This is a genomic window from Paraglaciecola sp., from assembly GCF_039964565.1.
GTDB lineage: Bacteria > Pseudomonadota > Gammaproteobacteria > Enterobacterales > Alteromonadaceae > Paraglaciecola.
The window spans coordinates 24,577-44,420 of record NZ_JBDVXF010000019.1; the positions used below are offsets into that span (position 1 = coordinate 24,577).

Genomic DNA, 19,844 nt, shown 5'->3' on the forward strand with positions numbered 1-19,844 from the left:
TGTGCAATCAGGTGTCTTATTTGGTGATAGACGCTCAAAACGTAAATAATATGCCACTACAGAAAGATCATGGATGTGACAGTAGCAGTTGAATAACGCTTAGGTGATCGACATAATTCCGCCATAAAAAATCCATATAAAGAGCAACCTAATGACAACGAATAACGCCTATCCTATTGGTCAAGTAGGACAAAAATGGCAGCAAGCGGAAAAACAGCAGTGGTTGAATGCGCAAAAAACAAAGCGTTCCTATGCTGATGACGTATTGAGCCAGTTATCTGCCTTAGCTGATCATTTTGATATCGAGGAGTATGCAAAACTTGAATATGACTTTGGTACCTTTCCAGTGTTTGCACTTGGCAGCTTAAATTGGGATAAATCCAAACCAAATGTATTGATTACGGGAGGAGTACACGGTTACGAAACTAGTGGCGTGTTTGGGGCTTTAAGGTTTGCGGCAACCGCGGCCCAAAACTATCACCACAAGTTTAATCTTATGATTGTACCTTGTATAAGCCCTTGGGCCTACGAGACTATCAATCGATGGAATCCTTTAGCGATTGATCCTAATCGTTCATTTTATGCAAACAGCCCTGCGCAAGAATCGGCGGCGTTAATGAAATTGGTGTCGGACTTAGACTTTGTTATGCACATCGATTTACACGAAACCACAGATACAGACAACTCGGAATTTCGTCCTGCGCTTGCTGCTCGGGATGCCATCGAACATCAGGAATGGGCTATCCCTGATGGGTTTTATACCGTGGGTGATACCGAAAACCCATGTGCCGACTTCCAGAAAGCCATCATTGAATCCGTGGAAAAAGTTACCCACATTGCGCCAGCGGATGAAAGTGGGCGAATTATAGGCGCTCCAGTGGCACAAAAAGGCGTGATTAATTACGCCCTAAAAAGTTTAAGTTTATGTGCGGGTGTGACCGAAGCTAAGTTTGTGAGCACTACAGAAGTTTATCCAGATAGTCCTAAGGTTGACGCTGAAAATTGTATCCAAGCACAAGTGGCTGCAATTACAGGGGCGTTGGATTTTATCTTAAAAAATTAAGCGAACAGAGTGAACCCTTTATTAGCGTTCAGCGTAACAACAGTATTCAACTTTAGAAGCGACGAGTATAATGCGACAATTTGTTATAAGTCTTGTGATGGTATTGTTTGTGAGTGGTTGTGCTAATTACGATTACCCCAGTCAAGTCACTATTGGTGACCGCATGGTTACTGTTTCTGGCGAAAGTTTAGAAGGTCAACAAGTCGCGATACCACAAGATTTTGAAGGTCAAGAAACCCTATTACTGTTTGGTTATAAACAAGACTCGCAGTTTGATATCGACCGCTGGTTAATTGGCCTAGATATGACACAAACCCAAGTCGCCGCTTACGAAATACCTACGATTCAAGGTATGTTACCTCGAATGTTTAGTGGTTTTATCGACAGTGGCATGCGTAAAGGGATCCCTAAACAATTGTGGAAAGGGGTGGTCACTGTTTATGCAGATGGCGATAAAGTGCAGCGCTTTACTGGCAATCAAAACCCCAATAATGCCCGCGTGATGTTATTAAATAAGAGTGGCACTATCGTTTACTTTTATGATCAAGGATTTTCAGTAGAAGCGCTAAACGAAGTGCGTGAAGCGTTAGAAAATTAATGTTTTTTAAAGGTGGCACAACACTGTGTGTGACACCTTTATTAATGTATCTCCCAGTTACAGACTCTCTAATTCAACAAATTCTGTTGAAAAAATAACACCACGGCTTGCTGGTAAATATCGCGGTTTTCTTTTTTACGGTAACCATGACCTTCGTTTAAAGCGTTCATATACCACACCGCTTTATTGTTATCTCGCATCGCTTTTACGATCTGCTCAGCCTCAGTTACGGGAACCCGTGGGTCGTTTTGTCCTTGCACTACAAATAATGGCACATTGATTTTATCGACATTATTACTGGGGCTAATCTTTTGTAAATGAGCGTTCATTTCTGGAATTCTTTCGTCGCCATATTCAACCCGTCTTAAATCGCGACGATAGTCTTTGGTGTTTTTTAAAAAAGTCACAAAATTAGAAATGCCAACAATATCTACCGCAGCCTTAAGGCGTTCACTGAAATGTACCGCACTTGCCAGCACCATATAACCACCGTAACTACCACCAATGACCGCCACTCGGCTCGCATCTAGATCATCTTGGGTGGCTATCCAATCAAGCAGCGCGCCAATATCCTTTACCGAGTCTTCACGATTAAACCCATTGTCCAAACCGATATATTCTTTTCCGTAACCTGCTGAGCCACGTACATTAGGGGTGATAACCGCAGCGCCAAGTGTATTTAACCATAATTGAGTGTTACTGCTAAAGTAAGGCCTTGCTTGACCTTCGGGGCCACCATGTATGCTGATAATGACGGGATGTGGCCCACTTTTGTTAGGTTTGTAAACGAAGGCTGGAATTTGGCGCTTATCAAAAGATTCAAAACGCACCAATTCAGGCACGACAAAAAGCTCTGTATTGAGTCCGCCCACCTCGCTAAAGGTCCAACGTGTTAAATCAGCATATTGGGTGGCAGAACGTTTAAGTGTTAACACAAAACTGTCACTAGGGGTTTGCGAGGTATTGAGACTCATGGCGAGACGTTTGTCATCGGGGCTAAAGGTTAACCCACTAATTATACCAATAGGCACATCTTGCACGGCTTGATACTTGAAGTTTTTGGTATCAAGCAAATATAACTGACTAATGCCATCTTGATTAACAGTAAAAGCCGCTCTTTTTCCACTTTTGCTTAAGCTGAACTCACTGACGTTCCACTGTATATCTTTGGTGATAATAGTCAGTTTGCCTGAGGCGAAATCCCTATAGGCTAAGCGCTGATATTCGCTGTCTTGATTGGTTGTTAGAAAGTATCCTTTATCTCCTTTGGCATAACTTAAAGCAAAGTTTACGCTTGGCGAGTCATCGCTGCCATCAAGTAAGGTTTTGTTTCCTGAGTCTAAGTCTAACGAGTACACTTTTGAATTACTTGCGCTGGTGTATTGTTGTACCAATAGGTTGAGATTTTTTTGGTCCCAATCTACCGGACCCCACCAACTGCCATCGGTTGATTCAAGTACCATACGGCTCTTTTCTGGCGCTTGAGTGTCCATCATCCACAAGTCGTTAGAGCGCCCATTACGCTTGGTACTTTGATAAGCTAATTTACCACCAGTGTCGCTCCAACTAAACGCGCCGTTTCGCGACTCGCCATCGGTTAACATTTTGGCTTCACCTGTTTGGGGATCCAGAATGAAAACCTGTGAGTACTCACTACCACCAGCGTCCATAGTAAAAGCAATGGTGTCGCCATCAGGTTGACGACTTATGGAGCCAATTGGTTCATCAAAAAACGTTAATTGATGGCGAGCGCCCCCTGGTTGGTCAACTCTATGCAACTGACTGACATCGCCAAATCGCGTAGAAATATAGATACTTTTACCGTCTTGGCTGAAATCTCGAAAAGGTGCTGAGCGCACATTTTGATAGCGAGAAAGGTTGTCGACTATCTCTTTGGGAATAGCAGGAATATCCTGCATTACTAAATTACCGTTATTGGCTGTGCTGTTAGTTACAGCTGTGGCCGATAAACTTACGCTGAGTAACATTAACGCAATAATGTGTTTTGTCATGACTTATCCTTTTTGACTCGTGTGTAGTGAATCGGTCGCGGTGAAAGTTTAACAGGTGATTCACAGTGAATAGATAATTAGCAACATTAACCACTTTTGCAAATAGGTTTCTCAGTTTGTTATTTAAAATACCTGGTCGTTGGAGACAAACATCTATTCTTTATTCATGGTGATCTTCTAATTCTTCGGGAGGTTTTGTATGTTTACTTTTTAATTTAATCACTGGGGTTTGTAAAATTAGGCTGTTGGGGTAGGTAATAAGATCGCCGTCAGCATGTCTAATGAGTACATGAAAAGTAGTGATTTCTTCAATCATTCCGCTTAGGTCAAAATCTTTGTTGGCAATACGCACCGTGTCACCCACTCGATAAGGAAAATTGAAAAAGATCAAAATACCCGCTGTAATATTACTGAGAATGGACCACTGAGCAAATAGCGCGATGCCTAATACCGCAAAAGCAGACGAAAGAAATACAATAAATTTTCCGTAATCAATGCCTAACACCATTGACCCAATCATTATGAAAGAGACTAAATGTGACATTAACAATATTTGTCGCACCATTAACTTGCGCTTTAGGGTGGCATTTTTATTTTTGGTTATCCGTCTAAAAGCAGAGGCTAACCATTTTCGCGTGATCAAAAACAGTAATATCAGTAAACCAAAAAGAAGCCAGTTGTTCGTCATTAAGGATGTCCTATGCACAGAAATTGGTGGCCATTAACGAAACAAGTTGTAAACGGCGTTAAAGCAATCATCAGGTAATTATCAGTGTACGGCAAGTAAAGTGACGGAATATTTGCATGAATAAGTTACTTTCGATCCTTGACTCTTAATCAAAAATCCTCAAACTCCCCACTTTCGCAAATGGTCGTCATGTAGGAATGTTGAGCAGTAATTATGCAAACAGAAATTCGCTATCGTTTTGCTCGGGCGCAAGTGGCCAATCGTTTTTTAAACGAGCTAAAACACTGGTCAGTGGCAGAGGTTAAAGCTAAGTTATTTCAAGGTTCAGATACGGTGAAAATCACCTACGAGTTTGATGGTAAGGGATTCGATTATACCTGTTCTGAATTGGATGATTTGGCAAGCAAATATGGTGGGGAAGAAGTGTAGTGTCAGTAGTACTAATGTTCATCATTCCCACTGACACTTTTAATCACTAATAAGCAAGATGTGCAACTGTGATGTCTGCTGCTTTTTGTTGGCTTCTCAATGGGGCATCAGTAAGATCCTGTTTCCGTTCTGCCATTAGTTGAATGGAGTCAACGGATACTTCACCCTGTTGGACACGCCGCAACTCTTTGTGTAGTTGATTTTTCACTTCCCCAATCAATGCGATAACTAACATTTCCTCTTCTGTAATCTGCAAATTTTGCGCTTTTATTTGCTGCGCCAAAGTCTTAAAGGCACTGTGTTTTGGGTTCACAGTTGCATTTGATATGGCATGCCCCAATATTTTGTGAGTTTGAGGATCGATAAGCGTAATCTCGAATTGTCCTCGTAAGTATAATTTAGAGTCAAAAGCACTTGGTTTTAGCGATATTACTTTTCTTGGCGATGCTCCACCAACGTCGTCTTTTGAGGGGCTCAACCCAGTTTCTGTGGCTGTGGCGCCTCGATTATAGTTAGAACCACGATTTACTTCATAATCGGTTCGATAATTGCGAATGGCGCTTCGAGAATAAAGTTCCATCTGTTTAACGTCCATTTGTATCACTAGATTTTGGTCGTCAGTCGCAGTGGAACTGTCGGCCTGAGCTAAATTATTTGTTGCAAAAATATAGGTCTGCGATGGCTGATTGGATAAATGGTGTAGGGCCAATTTTAGTTGATGATTCCAACCATCTTGCTTCGAATTCAATTGTGCTTGGTTGGTTGTTATGGGTGAGTAGGTGGTCTGCGTAAACGCATCGAGAGAATCCGTAGCGCTGAGTATGAACTCTTCGAATTCGCTATTTTTTACACGAAAATACTGTGATGCTAGTTGCTTGTTTATGGGGTGGGCGTTAGCGGCAGGTTTTTTTGCGGCAGAAACTAAGGTGAGTGCAAGCTCTTGATTTTTGATAGCAGTTGCCACTTGGTAAACATCATATTGAAGATGGCTAAGCAATATATCCCACATGTTTTTGATGATGTCGGCATTACGTTCGGTTCGTGTTCGAGAGTTTGTAGGACTTCCTTCATGCCTTGCTAGTGTGAGTAAGTCAGGCTCAACGTTAGCGGAATCAAGCCATATTTTTTTTAATCCGTAACCCGCATATTCGTAGTTTATAGCATCAACAAAAACTATTTCTGCGATGACTTCTAGGAGAAATTTTGTCTTAGTCAGGTCAGTCTTTGAGTTAAGAGCTCCTGTCATTTTGAATTCTTGAAGAGGACTATTGATATCCGTTAGACCTGGGGTAGACGTAGATTTTTGCAACGTTTGAAAATTCCCGACCCTTCGCGAATCACGCATTTTCGTGTTCCAAGCGCGAGTTTCACCTGTCTTCTGATGTCTCCATTTAGAGTGAATATTAGTTCTGGTTCCCTTCCTAGCAAGATCGATCAGTCTTACGTCCTTAATTCTTGTTTGTGCAATAAGCGAGGAATTCATACCAGTAAAATCAGCTGTCGCTCGGGCATTATTTTTAGTCAAAGTTATTACGCGCGGCTGCTTACTTTGAACTTCAGAAAAATATTGGCTGACTACATTTCTCCATTTTCTTGCACCTTGTGAAAACTCGGTGTCGGTAGTAGAAATAGGAGCAAAAATTATCTGGTCGATGTTGTCTAACGCATTGGGTGACTCTAATGAAAAACTGCTGAATTTGTCGGTATTGGCATAAACACGGCCGGTAAGTTGTCCTTGGTGTGTTTGTATCGTTTCTTGACTCTCTTTTACCTCTGTCGTCGCAGCTTTTACATTTTTATTTGTGGATTCTAGGTAATTACGTGCAGCGCTGCTGGCATCTGAGGAACTATTTTGCGCTAACAACACCGTGGTTTCTTGCTGAGATTTTTCAGAAAAAGTCGAGGTGGATGTGATTGTATCAGGCAGTGGCTCGTTATTTTGACCAGTTGGCTCTGTGGGTTTAACAGTAACCGCTAAATTATCCGTTGAACCACTGGATGCAATAATTTCATTTGTGCCTTTGGCTTGGTTTTCAGCATCATCGGTAGGCATATCAGGCTCGATAAAAACGCTATTAGGACTAGGGGTTTCACCAGCTGTTTTTGGATATGTATCTTGCTCAGTTTCTTCATTCATAGGTTCAAGTTGCATAGGCGTTGATTCAAACGCAACTGCAACTGGCTGGTTTTTAGCATTAACGTTAAGAGTGAGACCAAGTAACCCCGCACACACTAAGGCTATTAGTCTCTCGGTAGTTGTCGATAAATTTCCGTGACTAGGGAATAAGCGTTTCACTCTATCTAATAACAGATATTTGTTTTTGCTTGCGGCCATAGCAGATTGACTTACAGGTGTAATGTTGGCGAATTGACTGAGACTATTTGCAAAGATTAAAGGGTCACCACAAGCCTTAACGGCTAGGTCATCGCAGATGTTTTCACGTTCGATGCTAATTTTTTTGCTGATAGCAAGTACAAAGGGGTTAAAGAAGAACAACACTTTAATTAAACACAGCAAAATATTAATTAAATAATCGTGACGTTTAACGTGTGCCAGTTCGTGTAGCACTATGGCTTCAATTTGCGCTTGAGGTAGCTGCGTCAAAATACCTAAAGGTAACAGGATGATCGGCTTAAAATGACCAATCACAGAGGGCACATTGATTTTAGGCGAATATTTAAAAGACACTGATTTAGTGACGCCTAGTTTTTGCGCTAAGCCTTGTAGTCGTTTATTCCAGTCCCTTGGCAAATCAGATACCGATTGGCTTTTTAAGCCATGGGTGCGGATTATGTCGTAGGCATAACGTACGCTTTGGACAAAAAAGCCAACACACCAAAGTAGCACAATTGTATCTAACCATGGGTTGATGGTTTTAAAAGTGGTGACCCACCAGTTTTGTATGTGTGGTGTTTGCAGCATGGTTTGTAGTTGCGCAAGTAATTGACTGGCTTGCACCACATCTTGGTAACAATATACAAAGGTTTTAATACTGATAATCAGGCAACAGATAAGCGCTGCCACTGATAACCAATAGCGAATTTCTGGTCTAGAACGTTGGCTTACCAGCAGACAAAGGCCGAGCAACGTAAACACTAGTAACGATTGCCAAAATGAGTGGACTATGGTCCAACCCAAGGCATATACAAACTGGCTGTCAAAAAGGGAAATTAAACTATCCATGGTTTTTATCCTCTATTTCTTTAAGAAAAGTTTTGATTTGGGCTATTTCATCTTGGCTAACATTTTTGTTATCAAGCAATTGCATCATCAAATTACTAGCGGATCCGCCAAAGGTGTTGTTGACAAATTTTGTGAGTAAGTTGCCTTTGGCTACTGATTCTTGGATAAGTGGAAAATACACATGGCTTTTGCCTTCTTTACGTCTGTCTAATAAGCCTTTTTCAAACATGACTTGCATGGTTTTTAAGGTGGTTGTGTAGCCGACTTGGCGTTGTAGATTGAGTCGGTCGTTGACGACCTGAGTGTTAGCTTCTTGAAGTTCCCATAAAATATTAAGCACTTCCAGCTCTGATGGTGTTGGATTAATCATGTATTATCCTCAACTACGATTGGTTTCGTAGTTAATATGTACGAGATTAATCGTAGTTGCAAGTTTTTTGAACAAAGTTTTGAGTGTAACTGACAGGTCGCTTTTGATATTTAGGCTTAAATTATTGATTTTAATAAGTAAAAAACAATAAAAGTAATACGGTGGAAAATCTAAAAATTTAAACCAACGAAATGACATGAGCAACTTATAGTGTTATCCATTGTGATTATTGATAATAAATTGCTGCAAATCGATAAATCTATATGTAGGGCCCTAGCTTCTGCAAGGGTTGATTAAATCACATCTTCGACAACGCTAAAATTTCACTCCAGTAACCTTCTTGATTGTAATTGACAGAGTGAGAATTCATAAACCCATGTAGAAACGAAACTTGTCTGACAGTTACATTAATTGTGTCGTTTAACTTGTTCATCAGTTCTGTTACTGAAAAATGTGTCTCTGATATTGGAAAAGTCAGGGTAATGGGGAATAGAGGTTCAATATGTAAATGGTTCCTAATTTGAGAGCCGTAATAACAACAAGCCTTCATAACGTTATTGAGAGTAGAGTGGTGAGATATATTCCAAATTGCAGACGCACCTACGCTAAAGCCAATAAGGTTTACAGGAGAGTTGGCGGATTGAATACGCTTGAGTAAGCTTTTAGTATATTGTTCTAAAGAGGTATGTTGAGTGAAAAAATCATAGGCCTGTTGTTCACTTGAAAATGCCATGTTCTTCGCATTATAGGGATCGTGAATTTCGGTACGCACAGAAAAGTTAGAAGCCAATTCATCCAGTGCTTCTGTTCTACCAAAAATGTCTGAAACGATGATGTTTTTCACAAATATAGATGCCAACTAACATGAGAATTACCGAGAGACTTAATCTAACTATTGGTTAATGAACCCTTTTAAATCCCTTAAATTACGATAAATGTTGCTGTTAAAATTTTCGGTTCCTAATCAGTACAGCGTGAAAATTATCTTTATTTTTTGTATGAGTTTCATTTATCCCAGCTACCTACTGTATTGATTTTAGTCATTACTGTTGGTTCAGAGATTTTGTTAATGTTAGCACGTAACTTGGTGCCGGTTTAGCCTTAGATTTCGGTAAAATGTAAACTGACTTGAGATTGCAAAAAGCGCTCTTCTATTTGCGTTGTACAAGCGCTTCAGCACAATGAGTTTCAAGTTACACTTAACAAAAAAGTCGTTTTCAATTAGGAATTAAACACAGATGAAAGTTTTTCAGTTAAACACATATACAACGCACACTAAGATTGTGGGAATTATCGCTATTATTATTGCAATAGTGGCGTGGACAACAGACCTTGCGGGTATGGTTTACGTTTGTCCCTACTGCAGAGCACAGCGGACAGTCATTGGTATTTTAGGGTTAATTTTAATTACCCCTGGTGCCAGCCATTGGATAGCAAAATACATTGGATTAGTGATTGGTTTTTTCGGTGCGACCGTTGCTGCTAATCAAAACTTTATGCACTGGAAAAAAATATCAGCTGGAACCTTCGAATTTAAAGAAAATATCATCATCGATCCCTTCCTTTTATCAGGTCTTGCATTGTTTGGTATTGTTGGTCTGACCTACTTGTTGGTATTTTCAGGTGCGAAAAAAACATCAGACCTTTAGCTATTTAACGAGAGAAACACCCATTCTAATTACAATAACTGAATCTATTTAACCGGCAAGATCACTATGGGTGTTTCCTGAATAATTTTCTACGAACTGGTGCTCAAGGTTTGTTACTAGCCGAGACGCTAACAAGTTTCCAAGCACCAGTTCGTTTCGACCATACTTGAGTACCACCCCCAGCACTGCTTATTAGGCTGCCGTTTTTTAGTTCCATCGACTGAGTATATTCATTCACCAGGATGGCAGTATGCTGGTCAATAACAGATATTTTAAGATTGGTGAATTTGAGCTGAGTTATTGCTTTAATTGAAGCAAAACCATTAATAATAAGCGGTGATAAATCGTCGATTGAATTCCAATTGGTTCCGTCGCTGTTTAGACCAACAAATTTTTCTGTGTCAAAGTGTTCAAAATAAGCGTCATGGTTGAGCTCTCTTGAGGCTTGAACAAGGCTTTCGAATGAAGCCATTACTTCGTTTTGCACGCTAGAAGTCATTGACTCAGCATATGTTAGCCAAGAAAACGTTAGAGTTACGACGGCTATAGCCAATGTGAGTTGAGACAAAAAGTGCTTCCTTTATTAGTATTTAATAGCAAGTGTACCTGCAGTTGAAAAAGGTCATACAAAAAGCACCAGAGAAAAGGTAGCGACACGCAGGCTATTTATTGAAAAGTGTATCAGTTTATCCATCTAGATGACGATAGTTATTTCTCTACCCTTTAGCTTAGGTATACGTTATAGCGCCAAAACATGTCTAGCACCTATTAAACTCATTCCATTAATAATGCACCTTATTTGCTTGGGATGTTGGTGACACATAGAGTTACAAACTACTGCTAAACTTCAGGTCGGTTTTAGGGTCTTATTTCAAATTACGATCACAAGGATTAAACCATGAATATCAAACTTTCAATGCACAAACTCTTAAAAGAAAACTGGGCATTTTTGCTGTTTGCATTGGTATTATTTGCTTCGCGTAGTAGTTTCGCCGATTGGTATTTGGTACCAACAGGCTCTATGTTACCTACCATAGTTGAAGGCGACCGGATTTTTGTCAACAAGATGGCGTATCGTTTAGAGGTGCCGTTTACTGATATAGAAATTATGCAAACGGGACAGCCAAAGCGTGGCGACATAGTGGTGTTTAATTCTGAGAAAGCCGGTAATCGATTGGTAAAAAGACTCATAGGAGAGCCGGGTGACAGAGTCGCGATGTTTGATAATAAACTGATTATTAATGGTGAGCCGATTCAATATGAAGACAGCGACAATGGTCTCCAGAAAACTGAGCAACTAGATAACGTAGCGCATATCGTACAATTTATGCCTGTAGCCGAAGCGCGCGATAACTTCGCGGAAGTTATTGTGCCAGAAGGGCATTATTTGGTTTTGGGCGACAACAGAAACAACAGTGCTGATTCTAGGTATTATGGTTTTGTTCCTGCCATTGAAATTCAAGGTAAGGCCAATAAAGTGTTGCTATCTCTGGACCCCAAAAACTACTATTTACCTCGTGAAGAAAGATTCAATCAACCGCTTATCTAGTTGCAGTAAAGTGGAAGCCTAGAGGCTAGGCTTCCATTTCAATATCAAGCGTCAACAACAATGACTTCACCGTTAATAAAGCCATCTACCGAACGTTCAAATGCTTTACCCACTAACCTTCCAGAAACTGGTTCAAAACCAGGCATCATTTCTCCGTACACATCCCAGGCTTCGCTTAATACCGTGGGATTAACTACGTTTATACGAATATTTCTAGGCATTTCTAACGAAACACATTTAACAAAAGTGTCAATTGCTCCACTCGTTGTAGCATCTGCAATGGCAAAGGGAATCGGTTTAACATTTAAAATGCCACTAATTAAGGTGAACGAACCGCCATCGGCAATATACTCTTGGCCTATTCGTACTAAGTTTATTTGTCCCATCATTTTACTCATCACAGTGGTCATCCACTGCGCTTCAGTCATCTCAGTAAAGTTCGCATACTCACAAAAACCAACAGTATTGACGACTGCGTCGAAGTTACCAACAGTTTCATACAACTCTCTTATAGATTGCTCATTGGTAATATCAACAATGTGATCAACTTCTCCAGAGCGTCCTGCAGTAATAACCCTTTGATTGCCCAAGCCTGTTAATGCTGCTTGCCCCATTTTGCCTAACGCACCGATTAAAATTACCGTTTTCATTTATTTCTCTCTCTTTGGTTTTGTATTAATTTAAAAATTGATTTGACGAAAAAATTGTAGAGAACTTTTCTAACAATTTTAAACAATGATATTTTGTAAGTGATACAAGAAAAAATTGTTATGTGTTAAGTTTTGTTGGGTGTAATGAAAAGAAAAAAGGCGTTATATATGAGTAAACTGGACCGGTTAGATCTAAAACAGTTGAGAGTCTTTCAGGCTTTGATACAAGAACAAAATGCCTCAAAAGCTGCCAATCATTTAGGGTTAACGCAGCAAGCTATTAGTGAACATTTGAAAAAGTTACGTGATGTTTTTGATGATAGATTGTTCCTTAGAAAAACCACGGGCTTTGTTCCCACTCCATTTGCCGAGAACTTATCAATTGGTGTCAATAAGCTCCTAAATGATTTTAACGCACTCTTATCACCGACTCATTTTGATCCGAAAACAATCTCTGGGACCTACGTTATTGCGGCTACCGATTACGCACAGCAAGTTGTTTTACCGACTTTGATTTCGACCTTAAGAAAGGAGTCTCCTAATTTAAAACTCATAGTGAGAGATTTTGAAATTGATAAGCTTCATCAATTAATGGAAAGTGGCAAAATTAATCTAGCAATTGCATTTCCAGATTATATACCCGACAACTACCCCGTAATGAAGTTGTATGAAGAACACCATGTTTGTGTGGCATCAGCCAGGTCAGCAATTTCACTTACTACAGCCACTTTGGCAGAAGTCGCAAGTTACCCTTGTATTATTGCGTCTCCATCCCGGCCCAATTTTAAAGGCTCTATTGATGATTGGTTTAGGCAATTTGGTTTAAAGCGTAATGTGGTTGTATCAGCTCCCTGTTTTTCAGTCGTGCCCATGTATCTTGAAACAACAGATACCATTTCATTTTTACCTTCAAGAGCTGTTAGCGGGCTAGATTTAGTTGAAATTCCGTTAGAACAATCACCCGATCCATTTGATGTTATTGCCGCTTGGCATCCGCGCTACAACGATGATGTATTGCAAAAATGGATCTTAGCAAAGCTCCAAGTTCAGTATGAGTAAAGGAACGAGATTCAAAAGATTGAGGTGGAATACATTTTAGTGCTAACTCCTTATTTACGATCTATTCACAAGCCTCTGATAAGGTTGATAATTGTCGTATAACCAATTAAATATGAGTGTATAGAAGAGTATAAATATTAAAAAACTGGTTTCTAAAATAATGGCAGCTAACCACGTTATGTTTAAGTACCAAGCCAACACGGGTAAGGTGATTATCACCATGCCAAGTTCAAAACAACAAGCGTGAATAATTCGTGTTGCCGCACCTCTAATTTGGCGGCTTTCACCAGCGATTTTGTCAAATAGTATGTTATAGAGATAATTCCAACACATAGCAAAAGTCGACAAAGCAATTCCAACAATAGCCATTTTTTCAGTTGCATAACCTCCAACTAATGCAGAAGTGGGTACCACTATAGCTAAGGCAACAGCTTCAAACAGAACAGCTTGAAATATTCGTTCAATGGTTTTCATGATGTATTCATATAAAGGGTGACGGTAGCGCTATATTCATCCATTATAATGATATGTGTTAGTTATTAAGTATCGGTAAAAGCGATATGTTTAGCATTGAACAACTTCAGGCTTTTGTGTCTACTGTCGAAACCGGTTCGTTTTCTGCTGCAGCACGGCATTTAGGAAAGGCACAATCTGTGGTGAGTCAACATATTATGAATCTAGAAATAGATTGTAACGTGACTCTATTTGAACGCGGCGGTCGTTATCCAACATTAACAAATGCTGGTAGCCGTTTGTTACCCCATGCACACGCTCTTCTCAATCAACATCAGCGATTAAAAAATTCTGTCCAAGCCCTTAGTGATATCACGCCAAGTGAAGTAACCATTGCTTTGGACGAAGGGATCCCATTTAAGGCTGTTTCCAGCATAATTGGCGAATTACAGCGAATTTACCCTCAAGTTACCCTAGAATTCTTAAGCGCGTCGAGTCTCGATATTATTGATTTACTAAAAAAAGAAGTGCCCTTAACTGGCGTTATTTTTAGTGAGCTTAAGATCCCCACATACTTAGACTATGAGTGTATCGGCTCTGTTTGTTTTGATTTATACGTGGCCAAATCTCATCCATTGTCTGAGCAAATCAGTCAAAGCATCGATAGTTTGCGATTGCATCGACAATTGCTGATCCGCTCTAGAAATACCCAAACCAGCAGTTTCCAACTAAAAATCAGCCCAGATATTTTGTATGCAGATAACTATTTCCTGTTACTAGAGCTGACGCTGCAAGGCCACGGCTGGAGTTTTTTGCCCGAGCATGTGGCGCATGACGCGGTCCAAGCAGGGGAGTTAGTTAAGCTTCCCATGGAATTCGAGAAAATGCATTGGCAAGCTAATGTTGACGTGTTGCAACATCAAAAAAACAGTGGCAAAGCCATTTTCAAAACGTTGCGACAATTACTGCGCAATATTCTGTAGCGACGTTAACACTCCGCAAATCGTCTAAATAGTTTTAGTAAATGTTTACCCATAGCAGATGTAAATATAGCAAGCGGTTCCTTTGCCATATACTGCTGTTGATTACGACTGTGTTAGTCGAATCATTCACTTTAAACATTAATTAAAAAAGGCATCACCATGTCAAAATTCGGAATTATCCTATTTAGCGTTAGTTTACTTATTCATTTTAATGGTTTCAGCGCTCAATCTAGCGCCCCAAATGTCGATCAGAAAGCTGTGTTGGTGACAGGCTCCAACTCAGGCCTTGGATTAAAGATGACTCAAGAGTTATCTAAAAATGGGTTTTACGTATACGCCGGCGTTTTGCATAAACATGAAATGCAAGTCATGAATGCAATGGACAATGTGACAGCGGTGCAATTTGATGTGCGTAATCAAACTGAAATTAACGCAGCAGTAGACTTTGTTAAAGCACAAGGTCGTGGTTTATATGGTTTGATTAACAATGCCGGAGTGGCAGTGTTTGGACCTATGATTGAGTTACCGGTCGAACAATTACAATATCAATTCGATGTGAACGTTATGGGGCCTTTTCGCGTGACTCAAGCTTTTGCGCCAATGATTATCGAAAGTAAAGGTCGTATTGCCACCACGGGTTCAATTGCAGGAGTTCTGGCTAGCCCAATGTTTGGTGCCTACAGCATGAGTAAACATGCTATCGAAGCCTATACTGATGCCCTATCTAAAGAAGTGAATCGCTTTGGAGTCAGTGTCCACGTGATTGAGCCAGGAAATTATGCATCCAATATCGGTAATGCCGCTAGCAAATTAATCACTGAAACTAATTATTGGACAGACGACAGTCGATATAAACAAGAGCGTGATGGCACGCTTGCCGCGTTAAGTCAGGTCGATAAGGGCAATGATCCTATCGATGTCGCAAAGGCTGCACTGCATATAATGCAAAGCGACCAGCCAAAACTTCGATACATGGTGACTGCAACATTAGGCCAAGCTGATGCTACGATTAGGCGTCAAGTTAGCAAGATGTTAGAACTCAATAATGGCCAAGTTCATCAGTTTGACCGCGCTAGGTTGATTGAAATGTTGGATGAAGAAATCGACAAGGTTTCAAAAAATAGCCAGAAATAGTCTTAGAAACTAAATCGCTCCTAACTGCGCACACACTTAATTTAGTGTGTACGCAGTTGGAATTGTTGTTGTTTCTTCTAGGGTGTTTCGATTTGCAAATGGTAACCTGAGTATTTGCGCATGTTGATCACGCGGTCGCCATCTAACATCAAATACTGACCTTTAATGCCTAACAAGGTACCTTCAAAGCCTAGGTCTTTGTCTAGGTTAATAGACTTTACTTTTTCTGGATATTGCTCAACAGGGTAGTGGATATCAATGGCTGGGGTGTCTGAAATATCAATGGCCTGAAATCCGTATTCATCAATTATTTCGTCGAGTTCACCTTCTACTTGTTCTAATAAGGATTCTTTTAGGGCGACTAAATCTACCTGGTCAGGTTGGCTTTTGAGCATAGTGCGCCAATTGGTTTTATCTGCGATATGTTCTTTGAACGCCATTTCTACCAAGCCACTGGTTAATCTGTTTTGCACCCGCATAATTGCAATGGCTTGCGTAGCACCTTGGTCAATCCAACGACTCGAGACTCCGTCTGTCACATGCCGCGTTATCCCTACCTTTATGGTGCCAGTGTTAGCTAGATACACAAAGTGACTCGACAGGCAGTTTGCCTCTCCCCATGCCGGTTCGCGGCAAGTGCCTTTTTCATAATGGCATAGTTCCGGTTTAATGATACAAGTATCACATTGTGCCAACTTCATTAAACAACGATAACAGTAGCCTTGATTAAAACTTTTTTTGGTTTTAGCTGCGCAATGTACACAATTAATCTCACCTTGGTAATTTACCTTTAAAGGTTGGCCAATTAAGGCGTTCATATTGATTGTGGCGTCGCCAATGGGCAGCGCATATTGCGCGACGTTGTCCGAATTTGTGCTGACTCGCATTTTACGAGTATTGCCTTGGTATAAGGTCATAAAAAAATTTCCGAGAATTAATGTGGCAAATTTACCATAAAACTGGGATGGTTAGCCTCTGGGTCACCGAAAATATCTTCGAGTATGATTTTTTATATCGGTTGCTCCTTGTTTTCTTGGCAACATGACCCAAGCTGTATAAGTAAGTTTGTAAAAACGTAAACCAGAGCAAAAAGGAAAATCTATGAAAATAAATGTTTCAGGTCATCATTGCGATATCTCAGAGTCAGTTAAAGAGGATATTAATTTAAAGTTTTCTAAAGTAGCCAGTCATTTCCCAACCCTTATCGCTTTAGACATCATTGTGACGAAAGAGCACGGTGAGTTTAGCGCAGAAGTTTCCACTAAATACGAAGGCACCAGTATTGCGGTTAAAGGTAAAGGAGCAGTAATGTATCCAGCTCTCGCACAAGCCAGTAAAAAATTAGATGCAGCACTTAAACATCGTAAAGGACAATTAAAAGGGGATTTGCATCAAAAACCTAGTGTTACCACCCCAGAAATCGCCCATGAAATTATTCAGGGTATGGATTTAACCTAGTACCCAAGCGTTTTATCATAATGCGCTCAAATTAACGTTGCTAGTTTGAGCGCTACTCGCAAAAACACTCATTTCCCCCTTTAGAACTTTTTAGCATGCTGTCTGTCAGCATCGACATCTGCGATTCATCAGTATTGGCTTGTGCTTCTCACTTTCATTATGTTTGCACATTTTTTGCCCGTTTCTTGCACACTGTTTAATTGAATTCTCGGTAAGCTTTATTCGAATTTAAATAAACAAACAGGTCATATTATGAAATTATTAAAAGCAGTGAAAACCAACAGTTCAGTAAAGTTATTAACACTTTGTTGCTTAATTGGAATGTCTTTAAGTTTGTCGGCTCACGCTCAAGAGCGCGGCGATCGAGATATGCCGAAACGCGAGAGGCCAGCGTTTTCAACATTAGACTTAAATAGCGACGGTGCGGTTAGTTTTGCTGAGTTTGAACAAAGCGATGTCCCAAACAACGAACATTCTACTATTTTTGGGCATATTGATGCCGATGGAGATGGAGTGTTGACTGAAGAAGAATTTACCAGTCACAAGCCTCCTCGTCGTGACAGATAGAAAGTGACAATCAAAAGGTTAAATTTATTAGCGACTCCAAGTGAGTCGCTATTTTTAAGTCTTTTTAGCTCAGACTGTTTAAGTTAATATGTTATAAACTTCAGAGTAAAGCAGCGACTCACTATCAACGTTTTAGCGCAACTACAATCCCACTTTTCAGATCCACAACTGACTCAATTACACAGAGTACAATCTCTATGGAGTGGTTATGGAGAGATCGCTCGTTATCATAGCCCTAGGCTCGATACCTCAATTATTGTTAAGCATATATCTGCACCCACTGAAACTCATCATCCTAGAGGTTGGAATACCCAAATTGGGCATCAGCGCAAGATAAAATCCTATCAAATAGAAGCGAATTTTTATCGACGCTACGGACAGTTATGCGATGAATACTGTGTGGTGCCAAAATTACTGGCTGAATTTTCAGATAATCAACAACAGGTATTGGTATTACAAGATCTCGATCAACAAGGCTTTAGGTTGCGTAAAAACCAAGCATCCATGTCTGATGTGAAGTTAGGTATTAAATGGTTGGCGTATTTTCACGCTAGATTTTTGCAGCAAGACATCACAGACCTTTGGCCTATTGGCACTTATTGGTATTTAGCGACTCGCCAAGAAGAGTTCGATGTGATGCAGCCCGGACGACTTAAAGACGCTGCTAAGGAGCTAGATGCTGCATTGAATAACGCCCACTTTCAAACACTGGTTCATGGTGATGCTAAATTGGCGAATTTCTGCTTTGCAGAGGATACAGCTGGTTTAGCTGCGGTTGATTTTCAATATGTCGGTAAAGGGGTAGGAGTTAAAGACCTTGTCTACTTTTTAGGAGGTTGTTTAAACCAAGATGAATTAGTTAATCATGAGCAAAGTCTAGTGAACGAATACTTCGCTGTGCTCAAAAAAGCAGTGGGGCATTATCAAATAGAAATTGATTTTATAGATCTGCAGCAAGAATGGCATGAATTATATGCTTTTGCTTGGGCCGACTTTTACCGGTTTTTATTAGGGTGGAGTCCTGATCACTATAAAATTAATACACATATGCAAAAGCAAACCGATATCGCACTTAGCCGTTTATCAAAGCAATGACTCAATATACGAGCGCCCAAAAAACTGCCTATAAAGGAAAATATTCTATGACACCGAAGCAATCAAACGGGACACGGCTTATTGCTAATATCAAAGCTGCTATAGGTGCCAACTTGTTACCAGGCTTGTGTTTACAATTGTTTGCTCTCACTATTGGTTTAAGTTACTTCTATTGGCCTGCCTCGCAGACAACCTTTCAGTTTTTTGCTGATTTAAAATTAGAATATGGTGCTTTATATGCGGTAATTTCAACTGCACTTTTTGGTGGTTTTTTACCTTTCGTATATATGTTTTTAAGTGGCAAAATTCGTTTTCGACCTTTTTCTCAGTTGCTTTTTTACGTGCTGATTTGGGCTTTCATAGGTGGCTTAATTAACGGCTTTTACGCTTTTCAAGTGGTGTTATTTGGTGACGGCAACGACTGGCTCACCATAGTGAAAAAAACCGCTTTTGACCAATTTGTATTTTCTACGTTTTTGACGGGACCTATGATAGCTTTGGCTTTTTTGTGGAAAGATCAGCAGTTTAATTGGCAGAAAACTAAAATGCACTTTGGTGAACTAGTCAAAGTGCAAATACCAACCACAGTGGTAACCACTTGGATTATTTGGATCCCCGCGGTGAGTGTTATTTATATGATGCCTAGCAATTTACAAATTCCGTTGTTTAATCTGGTGTTGTGCTTTTTTGTATTAATATTGGCTATTTTAAATGTGGATGAAAAATAACGATTACTTACAGAAACCGTTTTTAACAAACTACCTTGTAATACCAATCCATCCTAACAATTGATCGCTCAGCGAGATTTAAAATCACCTAATCAAGGCGCTCGAATGAAGCAATAGTTATTCTATTGTAAGTTCGAGCAACGCAGAGTAGGTGCTTTTAAACCTCGCCCAAAGG

At 40.1% G+C, this 19,844-nt stretch carries 21 protein-coding genes; 12 read left to right on the forward strand and 9 right to left on the reverse strand.

Going from position 1 to position 19,844, the window contains the following annotated elements:
* Positions 1-151 precede the first annotated feature (151 nt).
* Positions 152-1,063 (forward strand): M14 family metallocarboxypeptidase, encoded by a 912-nt coding sequence (locus ABJK37_RS08305; protein ID WP_348351978.1) that lies wholly within the window; start codon positions 152-154, stop codon positions 1,061-1,063.
* Positions 1,064-1,133: 70 nt separating this feature from the next.
* Positions 1,134-1,661, forward strand: coding sequence for a hypothetical protein (locus tag ABJK37_RS08310; protein ID WP_348351980.1), 528 nt, complete (start codon positions 1,134-1,136; stop codon positions 1,659-1,661).
* A gap of 68 nt (positions 1,662-1,729) precedes the next feature.
* Here ABJK37_RS08310 and ABJK37_RS08315 read toward each other — a convergent pair whose 3' ends face one another.
* The gene (locus ABJK37_RS08315) at positions 1,730-3,673 is read right to left on the reverse strand and encodes an alpha/beta fold hydrolase (RefSeq protein ID WP_348351982.1); all 1,944 of its coding nucleotides are present in this window, start codon (positions 3,671-3,673) and stop codon (positions 1,730-1,732) included.
* Positions 3,674-3,833: 160 nt separating this feature from the next.
* Complete coding sequence (locus ABJK37_RS08320) at positions 3,834-4,361, reverse strand: mechanosensitive ion channel domain-containing protein (protein ID WP_348351984.1); 528 nt, start codon at positions 4,359-4,361, stop codon at positions 3,834-3,836.
* A 213-nt stretch (positions 4,362-4,574) separates the two neighbouring features.
* On the opposite strand from ABJK37_RS08320, the gene ABJK37_RS08325 reads away from it, so the two are divergent.
* Positions 4,575-4,790 (forward strand): hypothetical protein, encoded by a 216-nt coding sequence (locus tag ABJK37_RS08325; RefSeq protein ID WP_348351986.1) that lies wholly within the window; start codon positions 4,575-4,577, stop codon positions 4,788-4,790.
* A gap of 46 nt (positions 4,791-4,836) precedes the next feature.
* On the opposite strand, the gene ABJK37_RS08330 is transcribed toward ABJK37_RS08325, so the two are convergent.
* The 3 genes from ABJK37_RS08330 to ABJK37_RS08340 all read right to left on the reverse strand — a co-directional run bounded on the left by ABJK37_RS08330 (position 4,837) and on the right by ABJK37_RS08340 (position 9,188).
* Positions 4,837-7,974: a M56 family metallopeptidase gene (locus ABJK37_RS08330; protein ID WP_348351988.1), complete on the reverse strand. Its 3,138-nt coding sequence runs from the start codon at positions 7,972-7,974 to the stop codon at positions 4,837-4,839.
* A complete protein-coding gene (locus tag ABJK37_RS08335; RefSeq protein WP_348351990.1) occupies positions 7,967-8,344 on the reverse strand; it encodes a BlaI/MecI/CopY family transcriptional regulator in 378 nt (125 codons plus the stop codon). Before ABJK37_RS08335 ends, ABJK37_RS08330 begins: the two co-directional genes overlap by 8 nt.
* 298 nt (positions 8,345-8,642) lie before the next feature.
* Positions 8,643-9,188, reverse strand: a complete 546-nt coding sequence (locus ABJK37_RS08340; protein ID WP_348351992.1) for a dienelactone hydrolase family protein — start codon at positions 9,186-9,188, stop codon at positions 8,643-8,645.
* Positions 9,189-9,582: 394 nt separating this feature from the next.
* Here ABJK37_RS08340 and ABJK37_RS08345 point away from each other — a divergent pair, with 394 nt between their 5' ends.
* Positions 9,583-9,993 (forward strand): disulfide bond formation protein B, encoded by a 411-nt coding sequence (locus tag ABJK37_RS08345; RefSeq protein WP_348351994.1) that lies wholly within the window; start codon positions 9,583-9,585, stop codon positions 9,991-9,993.
* A 103-nt stretch (positions 9,994-10,096) separates the two neighbouring features.
* On the opposite strand, the gene ABJK37_RS08350 is transcribed toward ABJK37_RS08345, so the two are convergent.
* On the reverse strand, positions 10,097-10,561 hold the full coding sequence (locus tag ABJK37_RS08350) for a nuclear transport factor 2 family protein (protein ID WP_348351996.1): 465 nt from the start codon (positions 10,559-10,561) through the stop codon (positions 10,097-10,099).
* 330 nt (positions 10,562-10,891) lie between these two features.
* On the opposite strand from ABJK37_RS08350, the gene lepB reads away from it, so the two are divergent.
* On the forward strand, positions 10,892-11,542 hold the full coding sequence (lepB, locus tag ABJK37_RS08355; RefSeq protein WP_348351998.1) for a signal peptidase I: 651 nt from the start codon (positions 10,892-10,894) through the stop codon (positions 11,540-11,542).
* Positions 11,543-11,586: 44 nt separating this feature from the next.
* On the opposite strand, the gene ABJK37_RS08360 is transcribed toward lepB, so the two are convergent.
* Positions 11,587-12,192 carry a short chain dehydrogenase gene (locus ABJK37_RS08360; protein ID WP_348352000.1) on the reverse strand — a complete coding sequence of 202 codons (606 nt, stop codon included), beginning with the start codon at positions 12,190-12,192 and terminating at the stop codon, positions 11,587-11,589.
* A gap of 168 nt (positions 12,193-12,360) precedes the next feature.
* On the opposite strand from ABJK37_RS08360, the gene ABJK37_RS08365 reads away from it, so the two are divergent.
* A complete protein-coding gene (locus tag ABJK37_RS08365; protein WP_348352002.1) occupies positions 12,361-13,251 on the forward strand; it encodes a LysR family transcriptional regulator in 891 nt (296 codons plus the stop codon).
* A 54-nt stretch (positions 13,252-13,305) separates the two neighbouring features.
* Here the strand turns inward: ABJK37_RS08365 and ABJK37_RS08370 are convergent, their stop codons facing one another.
* Positions 13,306-13,725 (reverse strand): PACE efflux transporter, encoded by a 420-nt coding sequence (locus ABJK37_RS08370; protein ID WP_348352004.1) that lies wholly within the window; start codon positions 13,723-13,725, stop codon positions 13,306-13,308.
* 86 nt (positions 13,726-13,811) lie between these two features.
* Between ABJK37_RS08370 and ABJK37_RS08375 the strand changes: the two genes are divergently transcribed.
* Both ABJK37_RS08375 and ABJK37_RS08380 read left to right on the forward strand, forming a co-directional pair.
* Positions 13,812-14,687 carry a LysR family transcriptional regulator gene (locus ABJK37_RS08375; RefSeq protein ID WP_348352006.1) on the forward strand — a complete coding sequence of 292 codons (876 nt, stop codon included), beginning with the start codon at positions 13,812-13,814 and terminating at the stop codon, positions 14,685-14,687.
* 159 nt (positions 14,688-14,846) lie between these two features.
* Positions 14,847-15,821, forward strand: coding sequence for an SDR family oxidoreductase (locus ABJK37_RS08380; RefSeq protein ID WP_348352008.1), 975 nt, complete (start codon positions 14,847-14,849; stop codon positions 15,819-15,821).
* Between the two features lie 77 nt (positions 15,822-15,898).
* On the opposite strand, the gene ABJK37_RS08385 is transcribed toward ABJK37_RS08380, so the two are convergent.
* On the reverse strand, positions 15,899-16,738 hold the full coding sequence (locus tag ABJK37_RS08385) for a DUF2797 domain-containing protein (protein WP_348352010.1): 840 nt from the start codon (positions 16,736-16,738) through the stop codon (positions 15,899-15,901).
* A gap of 184 nt (positions 16,739-16,922) precedes the next feature.
* Here ABJK37_RS08385 and raiA point away from each other — a divergent pair, with 184 nt between their 5' ends.
* From raiA to ABJK37_RS08405, 4 genes are all read left to right on the forward strand, one after another.
* A complete protein-coding gene (gene raiA, locus ABJK37_RS08390; RefSeq protein WP_215929772.1) occupies positions 16,923-17,279 on the forward strand; it encodes a ribosome-associated translation inhibitor RaiA in 357 nt (118 codons plus the stop codon).
* 252 nt (positions 17,280-17,531) lie between these two features.
* A complete protein-coding gene (locus ABJK37_RS08395) occupies positions 17,532-17,846 on the forward strand; it encodes an EF-hand domain-containing protein (RefSeq protein WP_348352013.1) in 315 nt (104 codons plus the stop codon).
* A gap of 348 nt (positions 17,847-18,194) precedes the next feature.
* The gene (locus ABJK37_RS08400; RefSeq protein ID WP_348352019.1) at positions 18,195-18,941 is read left to right on the forward strand and encodes a phosphotransferase; all 747 of its coding nucleotides are present in this window, start codon (positions 18,195-18,197) and stop codon (positions 18,939-18,941) included.
* A 47-nt stretch (positions 18,942-18,988) separates the two neighbouring features.
* Positions 18,989-19,669, forward strand: coding sequence for a hypothetical protein (locus ABJK37_RS08405; protein ID WP_348352015.1), 681 nt, complete (start codon positions 18,989-18,991; stop codon positions 19,667-19,669).
* The last annotated feature ends 175 nt before the right edge of the window (positions 19,670-19,844 follow it).

Bases quoted from the DNA above. Each gene is read 5' to 3' on its own strand.
- ABJK37_RS08305 (WP_348351978.1), top strand. From the start codon at position 152: ATGACAACGAATAACGCCTATCCTATTGGTCAAGTAGGACAAAAATGG.
- ABJK37_RS08310 (WP_348351980.1), top strand. From the start codon at position 1,134: ATGCGACAATTTGTTATAAGTCTTGTGATGGTATTGTTTGTGAGTGGT.
- ABJK37_RS08315 (WP_348351982.1), bottom strand. From the start codon at position 3,673: ATGACAAAACACATTATTGCGTTAATGTTACTCAGCGTAAGTTTATCG.
- ABJK37_RS08320 (WP_348351984.1), bottom strand. From the start codon at position 4,361: ATGACGAACAACTGGCTTCTTTTTGGTTTACTGATATTACTGTTTTTG.
- ABJK37_RS08325 (WP_348351986.1), top strand. From the start codon at position 4,575: ATGCAAACAGAAATTCGCTATCGTTTTGCTCGGGCGCAAGTGGCCAAT.
- ABJK37_RS08330 (WP_348351988.1), bottom strand. From the start codon at position 7,974: ATGGATAGTTTAATTTCCCTTTTTGACAGCCAGTTTGTATATGCCTTG.
- ABJK37_RS08335 (WP_348351990.1), bottom strand. From the start codon at position 8,344: ATGATTAATCCAACACCATCAGAGCTGGAAGTGCTTAATATTTTATGG.
- ABJK37_RS08345 (WP_348351994.1), top strand. From the start codon at position 9,583: ATGAAAGTTTTTCAGTTAAACACATATACAACGCACACTAAGATTGTG.
- lepB (WP_348351998.1), top strand. From the start codon at position 10,892: ATGAATATCAAACTTTCAATGCACAAACTCTTAAAAGAAAACTGGGCA.
- ABJK37_RS08360 (WP_348352000.1), bottom strand. From the start codon at position 12,192: ATGAAAACGGTAATTTTAATCGGTGCGTTAGGCAAAATGGGGCAAGCA.
- ABJK37_RS08365 (WP_348352002.1), top strand. From the start codon at position 12,361: ATGAGTAAACTGGACCGGTTAGATCTAAAACAGTTGAGAGTCTTTCAG.
- ABJK37_RS08370 (WP_348352004.1), bottom strand. From the start codon at position 13,725: ATGAAAACCATTGAACGAATATTTCAAGCTGTTCTGTTTGAAGCTGTT.
- ABJK37_RS08375 (WP_348352006.1), top strand. From the start codon at position 13,812: ATGTTTAGCATTGAACAACTTCAGGCTTTTGTGTCTACTGTCGAAACC.
- ABJK37_RS08380 (WP_348352008.1), top strand. From the start codon at position 14,847: ATGTCAAAATTCGGAATTATCCTATTTAGCGTTAGTTTACTTATTCAT.
- ABJK37_RS08385 (WP_348352010.1), bottom strand. From the start codon at position 16,738: ATGACCTTATACCAAGGCAATACTCGTAAAATGCGAGTCAGCACAAAT.
- raiA (WP_215929772.1), top strand. From the start codon at position 16,923: ATGAAAATAAATGTTTCAGGTCATCATTGCGATATCTCAGAGTCAGTT.
- ABJK37_RS08395 (WP_348352013.1), top strand. From the start codon at position 17,532: ATGAAATTATTAAAAGCAGTGAAAACCAACAGTTCAGTAAAGTTATTA.
- ABJK37_RS08405 (WP_348352015.1), top strand. From the start codon at position 18,989: ATGACACCGAAGCAATCAAACGGGACACGGCTTATTGCTAATATCAAA.